15 protein-coding genes are annotated in these 16,876 nt (G+C 63.9%); 2 read left to right on the top strand and 13 right to left on the bottom strand.

What is annotated here, in order from left to right:
- Positions 1–160 precede the first annotated feature (160 nt).
- The gene (selD, locus tag DESUT3_RS05290) at positions 161–1,207 is read left to right on the top strand and encodes a selenide, water dikinase SelD (RefSeq protein WP_264082190.1); all 1,047 of its coding nucleotides are present in this window, start codon (positions 161–163) and stop codon (positions 1,205–1,207) included.
- A 118-nt stretch (positions 1,208–1,325) separates the two neighbouring features.
- Here selD and DESUT3_RS05285 read toward each other — a convergent pair whose 3' ends face one another.
- The 3 genes from DESUT3_RS05285 to DESUT3_RS05275 form a co-directional block, all read right to left on the bottom strand.
- Entirely contained in the window at positions 1,326–1,730 is a 405-nt protein-coding gene (locus tag DESUT3_RS05285) for a hypothetical protein (protein ID WP_221251409.1), read from the bottom strand.
- Between the two features lie 91 nt (positions 1,731–1,821).
- Complete coding sequence (locus tag DESUT3_RS05280; RefSeq protein WP_404827032.1) at positions 1,822–3,003, bottom strand: vWA domain-containing protein; 1,182 nt, start codon at positions 3,001–3,003, stop codon at positions 1,822–1,824.
- A gap of 27 nt (positions 3,004–3,030) precedes the next feature.
- Positions 3,031–4,092 carry a hypothetical protein gene (locus tag DESUT3_RS05275; RefSeq protein WP_221251407.1) on the bottom strand — a complete coding sequence of 354 codons (1,062 nt, stop codon included), beginning with the start codon at positions 4,090–4,092 and terminating at the stop codon, positions 3,031–3,033.
- A gap of 154 nt (positions 4,093–4,246) precedes the next feature.
- Here DESUT3_RS05275 and DESUT3_RS05270 point away from each other — a divergent pair, with 154 nt between their 5' ends.
- Positions 4,247–4,438: a Sec-independent protein translocase family protein gene (locus DESUT3_RS05270; protein WP_221251406.1), complete on the top strand. Its 192-nt coding sequence runs from the start codon at positions 4,247–4,249 to the stop codon at positions 4,436–4,438.
- Between the two features lie 75 nt (positions 4,439–4,513).
- On the opposite strand, the gene tpx is transcribed toward DESUT3_RS05270, so the two are convergent.
- The 10 genes from tpx to murC all read right to left on the bottom strand — a co-directional run bounded on the left by tpx (position 4,514) and on the right by murC (position 16,823).
- Complete coding sequence (gene tpx / locus DESUT3_RS05265) at positions 4,514–5,032, bottom strand: thiol peroxidase (RefSeq protein WP_221251405.1); 519 nt, start codon at positions 5,030–5,032, stop codon at positions 4,514–4,516.
- A 192-nt stretch (positions 5,033–5,224) separates the two neighbouring features.
- Positions 5,225–5,731 carry a cytochrome P460 family protein gene (locus tag DESUT3_RS05260; RefSeq protein ID WP_221251404.1) on the bottom strand — a complete coding sequence of 169 codons (507 nt, stop codon included), beginning with the start codon at positions 5,729–5,731 and terminating at the stop codon, positions 5,225–5,227.
- Between the two features lie 112 nt (positions 5,732–5,843).
- The gene (locus DESUT3_RS05255) at positions 5,844–7,868 is read right to left on the bottom strand and encodes an SBBP repeat-containing protein (protein WP_221251403.1); all 2,025 of its coding nucleotides are present in this window, start codon (positions 7,866–7,868) and stop codon (positions 5,844–5,846) included.
- Positions 7,869–8,054: 186 nt separating this feature from the next.
- Positions 8,055–9,779 carry a radical SAM protein gene (locus DESUT3_RS05250; RefSeq protein ID WP_221251402.1) on the bottom strand — a complete coding sequence of 575 codons (1,725 nt, stop codon included), beginning with the start codon at positions 9,777–9,779 and terminating at the stop codon, positions 8,055–8,057.
- A gap of 336 nt (positions 9,780–10,115) precedes the next feature.
- Positions 10,116–11,261, bottom strand: coding sequence for a cell division protein FtsZ (gene ftsZ / locus DESUT3_RS05245; protein ID WP_221251401.1), 1,146 nt, complete (start codon positions 11,259–11,261; stop codon positions 10,116–10,118).
- Positions 11,262–11,341: 80 nt separating this feature from the next.
- A complete protein-coding gene (ftsA, locus tag DESUT3_RS05240) occupies positions 11,342–12,571 on the bottom strand; it encodes a cell division protein FtsA (RefSeq protein WP_221251400.1) in 1,230 nt (409 codons plus the stop codon).
- Between the two features lie 71 nt (positions 12,572–12,642).
- Positions 12,643–13,491: a cell division protein FtsQ/DivIB gene (locus DESUT3_RS05235; RefSeq protein WP_221251399.1), complete on the bottom strand. Its 849-nt coding sequence runs from the start codon at positions 13,489–13,491 to the stop codon at positions 12,643–12,645.
- A gap of 61 nt (positions 13,492–13,552) precedes the next feature.
- Positions 13,553–14,479, bottom strand: coding sequence for a D-alanine--D-alanine ligase (locus tag DESUT3_RS05230; protein WP_221251398.1), 927 nt, complete (start codon positions 14,477–14,479; stop codon positions 13,553–13,555).
- A gap of 66 nt (positions 14,480–14,545) precedes the next feature.
- A complete protein-coding gene (murB, locus tag DESUT3_RS05225) occupies positions 14,546–15,445 on the bottom strand; it encodes a UDP-N-acetylmuramate dehydrogenase (RefSeq protein WP_221251397.1) in 900 nt (299 codons plus the stop codon).
- A gap of 1 nt (position 15,446) precedes the next feature.
- Positions 15,447–16,823, bottom strand: coding sequence for a UDP-N-acetylmuramate--L-alanine ligase (murC, locus tag DESUT3_RS05220; RefSeq protein WP_221251396.1), 1,377 nt, complete (start codon positions 16,821–16,823; stop codon positions 15,447–15,449).
- Between the last annotated feature and the right edge of the window lie 53 nt (positions 16,824–16,876).

The following is a 16,876-nucleotide window of genomic DNA, read 5'->3' as shown; positions in this document are numbered from 1 at the left end:
AGTAATCAGTGATGTGTAACGGCCTACGTAGGCTAGGCAGAGCAGAGCGATGCCCAGCAGACCGTGATGCGTAATTCGTAATTCGTGATCGGTAAAGGCAAAACCTGTCGCAGGATTGGTGGGGCGTAGCGGCACCCATCAGAATCATAGAGAGACTTCAATGACGGACAAGAAACCTAAACTGACCAGCCTCGCGCGCAGCAGCGGTTGAGCGGCCAAACTGGGCCCCGAGCCCCTGGCACAGGTGCTGTGTCAGCTGCCGCCATCGAATGATCCCAATCTGCTCTCGAGCGCCATCCCCTTCGCCGACGCCGGCGTCTACCGGATCGCCGAGGACCAGGCCCTGGTGCAGTCCGTCGACTTTTTCACCCCGGTGGTCGACGATCCCTACCGCTACGGCCAGATCGCCGCGGCCAACGCGCTGTCGGACATCTTCGCCATGGGCGGCCGGCCCCTGACCGTGCTCAACCTGGTGGGCTTCCCCTCCTGTACCCTGGGGACGGAGGTGCTGACCGAGATTCTCAAGGGGAGCGCGCAGAAGGTCGCCGAGGCCGGCGCCGTGGTGGTGGGCGGGCACACGGTGGAGGACGAGGAGCCCAAGTTCGGCCTGGCCGTCACCGGCCTGGTCGACCCGCGGGCGATGGTCACCACCGTCGGCGCCCGCCCGGGCGACCGGTTGATCCTCACCAAGCCCCTCGGCACCGGGATCCTCACCACGGCTCTCAAGGGCGAGGTGCTCGACCAGGCGCAGATGAGCGAGGCCATCGAGGGGATGGCCACCCTCAACCAGGCGGCGGCGAGAGTCATGCTGGAAGTGGGGGTTTCGGCCTGCACCGACATCACCGGCTTCGGCCTGCTCGGCCACGGCCTGGAGATGGCCGAGGCGAGCGGGGTTTGCGTGGTGCTGGAGGGAAAAGCCCTGCCGGCCTACCCCCAGGTGCGAGAGATGGCCGCCATGGGCCTGGTGCCCGAAGGCAGCTACAAGAACCGCGACTACTACCTGCCGCGGGTGGAGCAGGCCGAGAGCATCCCCGCGGAAGTCGTTGACCTGATCGCCGACCCCCAGACCTCGGGCGGCCTGCTCATCGCCGTCGCGGCGGACAAGGCTCGGGAGCTAGAGGAAAAACTGCAAGCGGCCGGCTGCGGCGCCTACGCCATTGGCCGGGTGGAGGAGAGTCCCGGGTGGGGGATGCGGGTGGAGGAGTAGGAGAATGGGTCCTTTGTCCTTTGTCCTTTGTCCTTTGTCCTTTGTCCTTTGTCCTTTGTCCTTTGTCCTTTGTCCTTTGTCCTTTGTCTACTGACTACTTACTCCCAACTTCTGACCTTTACATATCCCCCGTCAGCTTCTGCAACGCGAAGATCTTCGGATTGATCCGGCTCACCACGGCCACGACCTCGCGCAGGGCGATCTCGTCGAGGCCGGTCTCTTCGTCGCGGCCCTGGAAATAGTCGTAGCCTTTCGGCAGCTCCGAGAACTGGCCGTCCTTGAGCAGGGCTGCGTCGACCAGGTCGTTGACCCGGCCCTGGGCCTCCCAGGGGTCGCGATAGTTGAACTGGCGGGCGACCACGTGCAGGGCCAGGCCGTTCTGAAACACCCCCTTCACCTCGAAGGAGAACTCACGGGGGGCCCCGTAGTTTTCCGAACGCCCCGAGCGGGACATGGTCTTGGCCCCGGCCGCCTCCAGGATCTCGCGGACGGAGTCTTCGGTCATCGGTTGGGGTTGATCCATATCTGAAACCTCCGGTGGTCCGTGGTCCGTGGTCCGTGGTCAGTAAAATGCATTTCTCGGCCCACGGTCCACGGCTCACGGTCCACGGTCTTCAAACATCCAGCCGCAGTTCCATGCCCCAGTCGACAGGCTTCTGCCCTTCTTTGGTCAGCACCCATAGGGTGGGGAATTCCATGGCCTCGGGGGCCTCGCCGAAGCCGTCGGTGAGGTAGATCACGGCGGCGGGACGCGGCTGCATGGTGCGGGCGTACGCGAAGACCGGACGCAGGTCGGTGAAGCCGCCCCCTTGGTAGACTTCGACCACGCCGGGGCTGCCGCAAAAACTGTCGATGCGCTGGATGCGGCTCCCCGAGTAGAGGACCGTGACCCGGCTCTCGCGGCCGCGGGCGATCTGCACCAGCTCGCGGGCGAACCCCTCGCGCAGCTCGCGGATGTTGGTGGAATCGCTGACATCCACCCCCACCAGCAGGTTGAGCCGCCGGCGCTTGCGGATGCCCGGCGTGTCGTGGGCGAAGCGGCGGTGTTCGCGCTTCCAGGTGCTGCGCCTACCGACCCGCCCGGCGCTGGCCACGAACTGCCGCAGCACCTGCCGCCAGGGGATCGGCGAGGGGGCGAGCATCCCCTCCACCAGCTCCCGCACATCGCCGGGGACCTCGCCGCGGCTCTTGCGCCAGGCCTCGCGCACCATCCCCCGGATCACCTCTTCGGCCAGCCCGGCGGGGGTGCTGTCCGCCTCCTGCCAGACCCGGTGGTCGTCCAATGTCTGCACGTCCCGCAGATCCTGCAGCGGCTCGGCCCCTTCCCCCCTGTCCCGGTGCGAACCGGCATCGGGAGCGGCATTGCCGACTCCCCGCCCCTGCTGGTTGCCGACGTCGAAGGAGGAGGAAACCAGGCGGTAGTACTCCTCGGCGGCCAGCCCCGCCTCGACGCGAAACCGCCCGGGAAACAGCGCCTGGGGCGGCAGCCCCTCGATGCCGGGGTTGATGGCCAGGTCGCAGGCCAGGTCCCAGTCGTGGCTGTGGCGCCCCTTGCGGCGGGTCATGTGCAGGTGCAGCACATGCTTGAGGACATGTTCGAGCAGCGCCCGCTGCTCGCCGGGCTCGAAGCGCAAAAAGGCTTCCGGATCGACGCACAAGGTCGGCGTCCCGTTGCGGATGGTCGCCCCCAGGGCCTGCCCATCTGTAACCACCCGCCGCCGAAAGCCCAGCAGAAAGTGCCCGTAGAAGGGATGGGTCTTAAGCAGTCGTACCACGGCATTCTCAAGCCCCCGCATCTCATCACTCATCACTCATCACGGTTTTCAAGACGCTTCCCGGCTGATTTCGGCGATGGCGTCGAACACGATTTCATCGTATTTATCCTGGGTAATGGCCTCGGCCACCGCGGGGATCTTCACCAAAGCCTTGACCAGCCCGAAGCGCATGTCCCGCGGCAGGGCGCCGATGTAGCGGACCAGGTTCTGCTCCTGGGTGGGCGCCAACTGCGGTGCCACCTCCAGGGTGGTGACCAGGTCGTTCAGGGTCACCGCCTGCAGGTCGTCGCGCTGGGCCTGGATGCGCCCGGCAACCGCCTCCCAGCTGTCGAGCACCTGGCGGGCGGTGACCGGGCGCTCCTGCTGCTCGGTGCACCAGCGCAGAAACATGATCGCCGCCTCCTTGCCGACCACCCCGGCGTAGATCTCCATTTCCAGCTCTGCCGGAAACCGGCAGCGCCGGCGCAGGGTGCTGACCATCTCCCAGGCCCGCTCCGTCGGCTCGACCTGCAGGTCCATGGCGCTTCCCTGACGGGCCAGCAGATTGGGGTTGGCGGAGAGAAACTGCTGCACCCCGTCATCGAAGCTTTTGGCCTTGGCGTAGCGCGCCCAGCACTGGTAGTCGGTTTCGACGTAGAGCAGCACCATGCGGTCGAGCAGCGCCCGATCGAGGGTGGCCACCTGGTAGGTGCCGTCCGGGGGGTTGATGGCCACCACCACCTTGTGCTTGGGGTCGAGCTGGTGGGTATGCAGGGCGCGCCGCTGCCCTTCGGCGGGGGGCTCGACGAACTGGAAGATCGCCTGCAGGGTGTCCTCCTGCTGGGCGCGGTTGAGTTCGTCGCAGTGGATGACCGTCTCCGGATCGTTCTCGGTGGGCCACCAGCTGGGCCGTGACCAGTGCATGACCTCCCCCTGCCGGTAGGGAACCCCCACCAGGTCGCCGACCTCCATTTGCCCCAACCGCAGGGGCACATAGCGCCGTCCGATCTCCCGGCAGACCTGCAGGATCCCCGCGGTCTTGCCCACGCCGCGGTGCCCCACCACGCAGGGGGTAAGGTCAGTCTTGGTGAGGATCTCCCGCAGTACGGTTTTCATCTGCTCGACATTCATTGACTCCAGCTCTCCAGACGAAATTGGACAAATAAGGTTTACAATAAACCGGGCCGACCGTCCCTGTCTACCGGAATGAGCCCCGGCTGGCCCCTTGCCGCCAGCGGTGGTTTCAGCTAAGATGTCTTCTAGTCTGCGGTGAAAGGATCGAGGGATGTTTGGTCTGGGCATGGTGGAAATTGGCATTCTGGTGGCACTGGTGGTCCTGGTTTTCGGCGGTGCGAAAGCCCGAGAGTTATTCTCCACCGCCTTTAAAACCTATCAGAAGGTGAACCAGACCAAGCAGGAGCTGCGCAACATGGTCAGCCTCGACGGACTGCTCGGAAAAAAGGACAAGGATTCCTGAGCAGTCCCCCTGCCATGTTCACCAATGAAAAAGCCCCCTGGTCGCAGGGGGCTTTTGGTTTTTTTCCTGGGCAGCTCAGACCAACTTTTTGATTGCGGCCAGGGCGGCGGCGTAGTCGGGCTCGGCGGTCACCTCCTTGACGATCTCCCGGTAGGCGACCTTGTCGTTCTGGTCGATGACGTACACAGCCCGGGCAAGCAGCTTGAGTTCGTTGATCAGCAGGCCGTAATTGAGGCCGAAGGAGCGCTCCTGGTAGTCGGAGAGGGTCTTGACCTTTTCGATCCCGGCGTTGCCGCACCAACGCTTCTGGGCGAAGGGCAGATCGAGGCTGATGGTATAGGCCACCACCGCGGCCGGCAGCTTGGCGACCTCTTCGTTAAACTTGCGGGTCATGGCGTCGCAGACCGGGGTATCGATGGAAGGTACCGCGGTGATCAGCCGCACTTTCCCCTTCGAGTCCGCCAGGCCTACCGGCTGCAGGCCGTTGTCCACCGCCTTGAATTCCGGGGCCTTGTCGCCGACTTTCACTTCGGGACCAAGCAGGGTCACGGGGTTGCCTTTGAAGGTAACGGCGCCTTTACGTTCCTGAGTCATCGGGTAATCTCCTTGGATAAATATATAATCGAACAAGTCATAATTCTAGCGGCCCGATCTGGGCTGTCAAGGCAGGGAAGAAAATTTCCCCTATCCCCCCGGGCAGGCGAACCGAGGTGCCAATGCGGGGGATACAAAACAGGCCGCCCGGAAAACCCGAACGGCCTGTTGCTTGCAGCATGCCAGAGACGTTTATTTTATCGGCCCGGTGAACAGCCAGTCGTTGGCCTGGACTGCGGCATGGCAATTGATGCAGCCCTCGACCTTCCCTTCCTGCTCGATGCTGCCGTCCGGGGCGTACTTGAGCCAGAACCAGTCGCCCCCTTCAGGGTTGTAGCCTTTGATCCGGTAGATCACGGTGGTGGCGGCCAGCTGCTTGTCCGGGGTGTAGTTCTCCTTGACGATCAGGCCACCGACGGGGACGGAAGTGGACTTGGCGGCAAAGGCCTGGGCAACCTCCGCTGATATGTAGGTAGTCAGAAATGCGCCGTGGGGGTGTTGTCCCTTGTAGAGTTTGCCCTTGCCCGGCCAGAGCGCCCACCCCTGGTAGGGATTGGTCCTGGTGACATAGTCGATGACCGCCTGCCCGTCCGCGGCCGGCAACCCTTCCGATACCGAGCCGCCCTTCGCGCAGGCGCCCAGCAGGACCAGCAGAGCCAGGGGAAGCAGACAGTGGATGATTCTGGACAGCTTCGGCATGCAACCCTCCTTAAACCGTTTGAAGACAAGGGGTGTGGACACAGACAAACCTTTTTAAATCAAGCAGGATTTCCTTGCGAGTCAAGGCGACGGGCGGGCCGTGCCTCGCCGCTTACAGTTCGGTTCCATCCGGGTCGAATTTGACCAGGAAGCCGTCGCTCGGAATGACTCCAAGGTTGGGTTTGAACAGGTCACCATCGGTAGAGCCACTGACAAACAGGTTTCCGGCCGGGTCGACGGCGACTCGGCTGGAAAATCCGGAGGCACCCGCGACACCGATGATCCGCGTCCACTGCAGGGTCAGGCTGCCGTCGAACTTGGCCACGTAGCCATCGTCAACGCCCTGGCCCAGTTCACCGTTGATATCGCCCGAGGTTTCCCCGGCGACATAGACGTTGTCGGCCGAGTCTACGGCAAGCCCGCCGAAGGCGTCGTCGAATTGATCGCTGCCGAACTGACGGATCACGGAAGTTCCCGTGCCGTTGGTGAATTTGGCGATGAAGGCATCGATACTGGGGGCCAGGATCCCGCCGTTGTCGAAATCCCCGCCGGTAAACCCGCCGACGTAGACGTTGCCGAGCGAGTCGACCACCACTCCGGAGCCCTCGTCATTGCCGTCGGTGCCGAACTGCTCGATCAGCGTCGGCCCGACCCCATCGGGGTCGAAGCTGACCAGGTAGGCATCGGCATCCAGGAAAGTCGTCGCCGGAACTTCCAGGTCCCCCATGGCGCTGCCCGTGACGTAGATGTTGCCCGCCGCGTCGAGGGCCAGGGCCTTGGCGGTGTCGTCGTCGTCGGTACCATACTGCCGCACCCAGAGCTGGGTCCCGTCCGGAGCGAACTTGGTCAGGAAGGCATCATCGAAGTCAAAAGACTGCCCCACCTCCAGGACGCCACTCGTGGAGCCGGCGACGTAGACGTTTCCGGCGGCGTCCACCTGCACGGCGTTGGCAGCGTCGAACTCCACCACATCCCCGAAGCGCCAGAGCCAGAGGATTTGCCCGGTCGGGTCCAATTTGCCGACAAAGGCATCCTCGTCCCCGGGGGAGGTGTCGGTGCCGCCGAGAAAGCCGTCACCCAAGTCCCCGGTGGTCGATCCCACGATATAAATGTTTCCGGATTTATCTACCACCACGTTGGTGGCGCTTTCATCGCCCGCCGAGCCGATCTGCTTCAGAAACAGCTGGGCCCCGGTGGGATCGTACTTGACTAGGAACAGGTCATCCCCGCCCGCGTTGGCGCCGGCGGCCTCCAGGTCATCATCGGTGTGCCCGAAGACATAGGTGTTGCCGGCATCATCCACGGCGACGCTCAACACCTCTTCGATACCGGCCTCGCCGATCTGGATGCTGCCGCCCCAGACCAGGTTCTCCACGGTAAAGTCGAAGGAGAACGGAGCCGCCAGGGCGTTGCCCGCCAGGTCGGCGGCACCGGTGGTCACCGTCGCGGTATAGGTGACGCCGGGGGCCAGCCCGATCGCCGGGGTGAAGGTGGCCAGGTTGCCGGCGGTGACGATGGTCCCCGCCAGGTTACCGACGGTAAAGGTCGTTGCGTTAAGGCTGGCAGGATCCATATCTTCGCTGAAGGTCACGGAAACTGTGGCCAGGTTGTCGACGTTGAGCGCCCCGTCGACGGGGATCGACGAGGTGACCGTGGGAGCGGTGGTATCCGGTACCGCGCCGGTGGTAAAGCTCCAGACGAAATCAGCGGCAAGAGGGTTGCCGGCCAGATCCTGGGCCGCGGTGGTGATGCGCGCTTCCAAAGTGGCGTTGGCGGGAAGGGCTCCCGCCGGCGTGAACTGGGCAATGGTGGCGCTGGAGAGCTGAACAGTACCTGGCACCGGGACAGGCGAAACCGGATCGGTGACATCGTTTACCACCAGAGTGCCGACGGCGCCGTTGATGCTCGCCGCCAGTATCGGCTCACTGAAGGTGGCGGTGATGGCCGCCAGGTTGACCGCCACATCCACCGCCCCGTCGAGCGGGGCCACTTCGAGGACCTGGGGAGCCACCGTGTCGGGGACCAACGGTTGCTTGGGGTTGGCGGAGCTGCCCCCGCCGCCTCCGCCTCCGCATCCGGCAAGCGCCAGGACCTGCACCCCCATCACGACCAGCAGCATCAGACTACGCAAGAACATATTCTGCAATCTCCTTCCGGAACAATCATTTAGCCAATTCAAGGAGGGAAGGCCCCGGGGAAGGGGAATACCCCCACCCGAACCAGCCCAAACCCCAGGTCAAATCCTTGACCGAACCGCTTGCACATCCCGACACTCTAGCCGTCCCGCCCCGCCCCTGTCAAGAAACCGCAAATTAATCAAACCTCACCCGCACACCCCGCAGCGGCGGCAGCCGGCGGAACAGCGCGGGGTGAATTTCCCCTCCAGCCCGCGGAGGTATTCCTGGTAGAGGTAGTCGCGGGCGAAACCCTGGTCAATAACCTCCCAGGGGAAGAGTTCGTCTTCGCCGCGCTCGCGGGTCACGTAGAAAGCCGGGTCGAGCCCGAGCTCACGGCAGGCGGCCTTGAGGTTCTTCCCGGCGGCGAGCAGCGGCAGGGCCTCGGCGATCCGGCGGTCGCCCCGGGAGAGGAACGCCTGCAGTACCGCCGCACGCAGCGATTCGAAAATCACCTCGGTATTGGGCATGCGGGCGATGGCCGAGCGGATCCGGCGCATCTTTTTCTCCAGGGACTTTTCCGTATCCATCCCGCTCCACTGCAGCGGGGTGAAGGGCTTGGGGATGAAAGGGTTCACCGACAGGGTGATGGTGCCGAGCCGCCCCCTCTTCTTCCCCTCGGCCAGCCAGGCCTCGCGAATCCTGGCGGTCAACTCAAGCAGCTCATCCAGATCCTCGTCGCTCTCCCCAGGCAAGCCGATAAGAAAATAGAGCTTGAGGTTGATTATCCCCCCCGCGGCCAGCAGGGCCACGGCACGAAGGATCTGCGCCTCGTCGATCCCCTTGTTGATCAGATCGCGCATCCGCTGGCTGCCCGCCTCAGGAGCCAGGGCCACGGTGCGATGGCCCGACCCGGCCAGGGCCGCGACCTCCTCGGCGCTGAGCGAATCGATGCGCAGGCTCGACACCGAGATTTTGCCGCCGCGCTCTCTGATCGCTTCGTTCAGGGCGGCGATTTCATGGTAGTCGCTGACCGCGGCTCCCACCAGGCCGACCTTTTCGCGGCTGCAGAGGCCGGCTTCGACCTGGCCGGTCAGGTTCGCCAGGCTTCGCTCCCGGGGGGGCAGGTACAGATACCCCGCCGCGCAGAAACGGCACCCCCTCGAGCAGCCCCGCGACACCTCGGTGAGGGCCATATCGCCGAACTCGGTGGCCTCGGTCTGGATAAAGGAGCGGCTCGGCGCAGCGTCCAAATCGGCCACCCACTGGCGCCGCACCCGCCCCGGCACGCCCGGTTCCGGAGTCATGGCCGCCACCGTCCCCTCGGGGTGGTAGCTCACTTGGTAGAGGGACGGCACATAAAGCCCAGGCTGCTCGGTCAGGGCCTGAAGCAGCTCCTCCCTGGTCCCCTCGAATCCGCCCAGGGTACCCAGCAGCGCGGGGAGGATCTGTTCGGCCTCGCCCACGGCGAAAGCGTCCATGATTTCGGCGAGAGGCTCGGGGTTGAGAAAGGCACAGACCCCGCCGCACAGCAACAGCGGGTAGCGGTCGTCGCGTTGTGAAGCGAACAGCGGCAGCCGGCCCAGCTCGAAGATTTCCGGAAGATTGAGGTAATCGTTCTCGAAGGGGATGGAAAAGGCCACCACGTCGAAGTCTTCAAGAAACCGCCCCGATTCCAGCGAAAACAGGGGGTAGCCGGTTTTGCGATGTTCTTCGAGGTCCTCCGGGTCGGGAAGAAAGAAGCGCTCGCAGAGCGAGTCCTCGCGGCTGTTGAGCAGGTGGTGCACGGTGAGAAAACCGAGGTTGCTCATGGCATGGTGGTAGGTGTTCGGGTAGACCAGGGCCACCGCCAGCCGTCCTCCCCACGGGTTGGTTCTGCCGCCGGTCTCGGCTTCGAACCGTTTTCTCGCTTTTTCGATCAGTTTTCTGGACATTTACGGCCGTGATTCGTGACTCGTGACTCGTGATTCGTGACTGGGTGCCAGTTTACTAAGGTGGCGTGGTTGCTGGCAACGAAATCCTGGAAAAAAAAGAGGGGACCGCACAATGCGGTCCCCGTTGACGAGGGAGTCGTCGCTGCATAGCAAAAATGGCAGGCACTGCCCTGGGGCCCGCCGGGCGGAGAACCGGCGGAGGACAGGCCAGGAGACTCTGCTCCATGCCATCGGGGGACGAGCCGACGGAGCTCACCCCCGGATCATGTCGGGAAGCCCGTTACGGCAAGGGGGGGTGGTGCCGTTGCCGGGCTGGCCCTCGATCAAATACCTGGGTCAGTCGACCCGGCGGCGCAGGAAAGTCGGAATGTCGTATTCCTTCTCCTCGCTGAACCCCGAAGAGCGGGGCATCCGGGGGACTTCCTTCTGCTTGTCGCGGATGAAGGTCGGCAGGTCGCGGTCGACCTTGCCGGCCACCACGGCCCGATTGGCGATCTCCTCGACGTTGCGCTGATTCTTGTCGAAAGAGGCGCCAAAACCGGTGGCGATGGCGGTCACCTTGATCTTTTCGCCCATCTCCTCGTTGATCACCAGGCCGATGATGATGTTGGCGTCCTCGTGGACCTTTTCGTGGATGATGCGCGAGACTTCGTCGAATTCCTCCATGGTCATGCTCGAGGAACCGGTGATGTTGACCAGCACCCCCTTGGCGCCCGAAATGTCGATTTCCTCCAACAGGGGGCTGCTGATGGCCTGCTGGGCCGCTTCGGCGGCGCGCTTGTCGCCCTCTGCCAGGCCGATGCCCATCATGGCCATGCCGCGTTCGCTCATGATGGCCTTGACGTCGGCAAAGTCGACGTTGATCATCCCCTCGGTGGTGATCAGGTCCGAGATCCCCTGGACCGCCTGGCGCAGCACGTCGTCGGCAGGCTTGAAGGCGTCGAGGATACTCATGTTTTTGCCGGCCAGCCCAAGCAGCCGGTCGTTGGGGATGACGATCAGCGAGTCGACCACGTCCTTGAGGGAATCCACGCCGAAATCGGCTTTCTTGGAGCGCTGCTTCCCCTCGCGGGTAAAGGGTTTGGTGACCACCCCGACGGTCAGCGCGCCGATGTCCTTGGCCACCTCGGCGATAATCGGCGCGGCCCCGGTACCGGTGCCGCCGCCGAGACCCGCGGCGATGAAGACCATGTCGGCCCCGTCGAGCAGTTCGGCCAGCCGGGCCCGGTCCTCAAGGGCTGCTTCGCGGCCCATCTCCGGGTTGGCCCCTGCGCCAAGGCCCTTGGTGAGCTTGGCACCGAGCTGGATCTTCATCGGGGCCAGGCTGCGTTTGAGCGCCTGGGCGTCGGTATTGGCCGCGAAAAACTCCACTCCCTCGAGGTGGGCGTCGATCATGGTGTTGATGGCGTTGCCGCCGCCACCGCCTACGCCGATTACCTTGATCTTTGCCGTCTGGTCGATACTCTCATCAAATTCAAACATGACTCCCTCCGATCCGTTGATTGCGGTCAGGGCTTCTCCGCGACCCTGGCCTGGGTTGACATCATTGTCGAAATATTCGGTTAGAAAAATTCGCCGAACCACTCTTTCATGCGGCGAATGACCTTGTCGAAAACGTTCTCCTGGCCGATCTTGAAATTGCTGGTTTGCAGGTTTTTGGTGCCGTACTTGACCAGCCCCACGCCGGTGGCGTAGATCGGCGAATTGACCACGTCGGTCAGCCCGCCGATATCGCGGGGGACACCGCGGCGCACCGGCAGGTTGAAGATCTGCTCGGCCAGCTCGGGCATGCCGGGCAGGATGCAGGTCCCACCGGTGATCACCACCCCCGAGGCGATCACGTCCTCGAGGCCGCTCTTGATGATTTCCCGGTTGGCCAGGGTGAAGATCTCCTCCACGCGCGGCTCGAGGATCTCTGCAAGCAGCTGCCGCGAGAGGATGCGCGGTTCGCGCCCGCCCACCGAGGGGACCTCGATGGTCTCGTCCTTGCCCACCATGGCAGTCAGGCAGCAGCCGTAGCGCTGCTTGATCTTTTCGGCCTCGGCCATGGGGGTGCGCAGGCCCACGGCGATGTCGTTGGTCAGGTGGTTGCCGCCCAGCGACAGCACCGAGGTGTGCTTGATGGCCCCGTCGACGAAGATGGCGATGTCGGTGGTGCCGCCGCCGATGTCGATGATCGCCACGCCAAGTTCCTTCTCGTCGGGCGAAAGCACCGCCTCGGCCGAGGCCAACTGCTCGAGCACGATGTCGCCCACGTCGACCCCGGCGCGGTTGCAGCTCTTGATGATGTTCTGGGCGCTGGCGACGGCGCCGGTGACGATGTGCACCTTGGCCTCGAGGCGCACCCCGCTCATGCCGAGGGGTTCCTTGATCCCGTCCTGGTCGTCGATGATGAACTCCTGAGGGAGGATGTGGATCACCTCGCGGTCCATGGGGATGGCGATGGCCTTGGCGGCGTCGATCACCCGGCGCACGTCCTCATTGGTCACCTCGCGGTTCTTGATGGCGATGACCCCCTGCGAGTTCATGCCGCGGATGTGCCCCCCGGCGATGCCGGCGAAGACCGCCTTGATTTCGCATCCGGCCATCAGCTCGGCCTCGCGCAGGGCCTTCTGGATGGCGGCGACGGTGCTCTCGATGTTGATCACCACCCCTTTGCGCAAACCTTTGGACGGGCTGGTGCCGATACCCACGATATCCAGCCCCTCGTCGGTGAGGCTGCCGACGATGGCGCAGATCTTGGTGGTACCGATATCCAGGCCGACAATCAGGTTCTCCCGCTTATTGCTCATCGTTCTTCCTTTCCCCCTTGTCCAGCGGTTGCTATTCGAAAACAGGCCTAATGCCAGAAATCAGTCGCGCCCTACCCTTTGCCCGAAACCATCCTGGGATCGAGCTTGACAATGACCCGGTCGGTCACGTTCAGATCGATGTACTTCAGCCCCAACAGGCGGGGGGCAAGCTCAGGATATATATGTTCCAGCCTATCCAGTTTGATGTCGAAATTGCCAAACCCCATGTGCACCGGGATTCCCCCGACCAGGGTGTACAGAACCAGTCCCTCGGTGGCGTCGACATGCAGTTCGGAGACCTGGGCCAGGTTGAAGCGGCTGCGGTTTGAAAGAGCCAGGGCCAGGGCCAGGGCATCGCCGAGCATCCGCCGCGCCTCCTCCGGGCGCTCCAGCAGCCATTTGCGGTCGATTCCGGTAATCACCGGATAATCGAGGCTGTCCGAAGGAACCAGGGTCTTGAAGACCTCGCCTTCGGCATCCACGTAATACAGATGGTCGAGATTGACGATCGCCTTCGGTTCATGCTCGCTGACTCGAATCAGCACCTCCCGGGGGAAAGCCCGTTCAACCTGCGCCGAGGCGATCCAGGGGTTTTCGGCGATCTTGCTGCCGATCATCTCGAGGTCGAGATCGAAGATGTTGGTCCCCAGCGCGATGTCGGACTGGGCCAGGATCGCCTCCTCGCTCACCTTATTTTGCCCCGAAACCCGCACCCGCTCCACATTGAAATACCCGGACTGAAAGAGCATCTGCCCGACCAGGAAGGCCCCGCTGACCAGCAGAACCACCGATCCGAGGCGCACCGTGGCGGTCAGCAGCACATGAAAGAACTTCTTCCAGTTGCGCGGCTTTTTCTCACGCTTGCGGCGGTTTGCCTTGACCTTGACCTTGGTCTGACTCTGGGCTTTCAGATCCCTCACCGGTTATCCCCGCTCCCTCGTCCCCACGAAACTACCCGTTTAAAAGCGCCCCTTGCTCCAGCTACTTTCCCAGGGCCGCGTCTTCCAGCATGCGCAGCACCAACTCCGCGAATGAAATCCCCTCATGGCCTGCGGCCTTGGGCAGCAGGCTGGTTTCCGTCATCCCGGGGATGGTGTTCACCTCGAGGCAGAAAAACTCCTTCTCCCGCACCATGAAATCGACTCTTGCGGCCCCGGCACATCCCAGCACCCGGTAGGCGGCCAGCGCCATCTGCTGGATGCGGTCGTACAGCACCCCGTCAAGGGGGGCGGGCAGCAGGTATTCGGTCTGCCCGGCGGTGTACTTGGCCTGGTAGTCGTAGAAACCGCCCTTGGGCACCACCTGGATGATGGGCAGCACCTGGCCGTTGAGGATGCTGACCGTGACCTCCCGCCCCTGGATGAAGTCCTCCACCAGGATTAGGTCATCGCATTTCAGGGCCTCGCTCAGCCCCCGCTGCAGTTCTTCGGGGTTGCGCACGATGCTGACCCCGATGGTCGAGCCCTCCCGGGCCGGCTTGACCACCAGGGGAAAATGCCGGCAGCGATCCAGCAGCCTGGTCTGGTCCTCGCCGCGCCGGTAGGCTTCGAAAGCCGGGGTGGGCAGCTCATGATAGAGCAGCAGCTTCTTGGTGGTCACCTTGTCCATGGCCACGCTCGAGGCGAGCACCCCGCTGCCGGTGTAGGGGATGCCGAGGATCTCCAGCAGGCCCTGGACCGTGCCATCCTCGCCGAAACGCCCGTGCAGGGCGATAAAGGCGACCTCCACCGCCTCCTCCACCAGGCGTGCCGCGAGATTGCGGCCGGCGTCGATTTCCACCGCCTGGAAGCCGGACTGCTGCAGGGCGCCAAGCACCGCCCGGCCGGTGCGCAGGGAAATCTCCCGCTCGGCGGACAGTCCGCCCATGAGGACACCGATTCGTTTTTTCTTCAATTCGCTGCGGGTCATATTTCCAAATATTCAGTGGTCAGAATCCAGGGGTCAGAATAAATACCGGACAAAAACTGCCTCTTTTTACTCTCCGAGGATTTTCACTTCCGGCTCCAATTCGATGCCGGTCTGGCTTTTGACTTCCGTTTGAATGCGCGCCATCAGCCTGACGATATCCCCGGCGGTGGCGCCGCCGGTGTTGACGATGAAATTGGTATGCCGCTCCGCAACCTGCGCTCCGCCCTCGCGCGCTCCGCGCAGACCGGCCTGGTCGATGAGCTTCCAGGCCTGGTGCCCCGGCGGGTTCTTGAACACCGAGCCGGCGTTGGGTCCCCCGACCCGGTGAGCCTGCCCCCGATGGGCGAGGCGGCTGCGGATCTCTTCCGCCAGGGCAGCGGGAGCGGCGGGCCGGAATTGCATCCGGGCTTCCACCACCACCCGGTCGCTGGGAACGACGGAATGCCGGTAGCCGAACTGCAGTTTTCCAGCCTCCCAGGTTTCCTCGCCCCGGGGACCGGCAAGGACGACCTCACGGACCACGTCCGAAAGCTGCTGCCCCCCGGCCCCGGCGTTCATCGCCACCCCTCCGCCGACGGTGCCGGGAATGCCGGCCAGCCCTTCCAGGCCGGCCAGGCCGCGTTCGGCACTCTGGCGGATCAGGGTCATCAGGGGCAGGCCGCCGCCGGCCACCACCTCGCCCGCCTGGCCAAAACTCAGCTCGCGGAAGCGGCCCAGGTGGATCACCGCGCCACGGATGCCACCGTCGCGGACCAGCAGGTTGCTGCCGGCACCGACCACTTGCCAGGGGACCCCTGCCGCGGCGAGCAGCCGCAGGGCCTCCAGCAGCTGAGGCCGGCCGGCGGGTGCCAGAAACAGGTCGGCAGGCCCGCCGACCCGCCAGGTGGTGTGGCGGGCCATGGGTTCGCCGCACAGCAGGTTGCCATCCAGGGCAAGCTTCAGGCTTTCAAAGAGCGTCTGCGACAAGTTACTGCTTTTCCCTCAACAACCGGATCAGCTGCTCGCCGACCTGCCAGACGTTGCCGGCGCCGAGGGTGATGACGATATCCCCCTCCCGGACCATCGCCAGCAGATGGGAGGCGATGGCATTGAAATCGGCGATATGCCGTACGTCCTTGTGGCCATGCCCGGCAATTCCGCTGGCGAGAAGAGCGGCATCCACCCCCTCGATGGGGTCCTCGCCCGCGGCGTAGATGTCGGTGACCACCAGGTGGTCGGCCTGGTAGAAGGCGGTTTCGAAATCTCCCAGCAACGCCTTGGTGCGGCTGTAGCGATGGGGCTGGAACACCGCGATCACCCGCCGGTCCCAACCGGAGCGGGCCGCTGCCAGGGTCGCCTTGATTTCCGCGGGGTGATGGCCGTAATCGTCCACCACCATGATGCCGCCCTGATCGAACTTGACCTGAAAGCGGCGCTGCACCCCGCCGAAGTCCTTGAAACCCTCGGCGATGGTGGCAAAGGGGAGGTTGAGCTCCAGGGCCACGGCCACCGTGGCCAGGGCGTTGAGCACGTTGTGCCGCCCGGGCATGCGGAAACAGACCCGGCCCAGGGTCTCCTCCCGGCGGTGCACGGTGAAGGAGGTGGTCCCCTCGCGGTGCTCGATGGCGGTGGCGCGGATATCGGCCTGGCTGGATAGCCCGTAAGTGGTGAAGCGCTTCTTCACCCGCGGGATGATCTCCTGGATGTTCGGATCATCCAGGCAGAGCACGGCCAGCCCGTAGAAAGGGACCTTGTTGATGAAGTCGACGAAGGTGTCCTTGATCTGCTCCAGATCACGGTAGAAGTCGAGGTGGTCGGCATCGATGTTGGTGACCACCGCGATGGTCGGCGACAGGTGCAGGAAGGAGCCATCCGATTCGTCGGCCTCGGCGACCAGGAACTTGCCCTGGCCCAGTTTGGCGTTGGAGCCGAGCAGGTCGAGCCGGCCGCCGATGACCGAAGTGGGGTCGATGCCGCCGTGGGACAGGACCGTCGCGACCATGCTGGTGGTGGTGGTCTTGCCGTGGGTCCCGGCCACCGCGATGCCATATTTCATGCGCATCAGTTCGGCCAGCATTTCGGCCCGGGGGATGACCGGGATCAGCCGCCGATGGGCCTCGAGCACTTCGGGGTTGCTGGCCCTTACCGCGGTGGAGGTGACTACCACATCGGCCTCGCCGAGATTTTCCGGACGATGCCCGAAATGGATGGTCCCGCCCAGGCTGGCCAGGCGCTGAGTGATTTCGGATTCCTTCAAATCGGAGCCGGAGACCTGGTAACCCAGGTTGAGCAGTACTTCAGCGATGCCGCTCATGCCGATGCCGCCGATCCCGATAAAATGTATTTTGCTTATTTTTCCGTACATAAACGTCAGCTTTTTTCCAAAAGGTAAAGGTACATCAAGTTCCGCCTGCCGGT

The organism is Desulfuromonas versatilis, from assembly GCF_019704135.1.
Taxonomy (GTDB): domain Bacteria; phylum Desulfobacterota; class Desulfuromonadia; order Desulfuromonadales; family NIT-T3; genus Desulfuromonas_A; species Desulfuromonas_A versatilis.
This window is presented reverse-complemented; position numbering and strand designations above follow the sequence as displayed.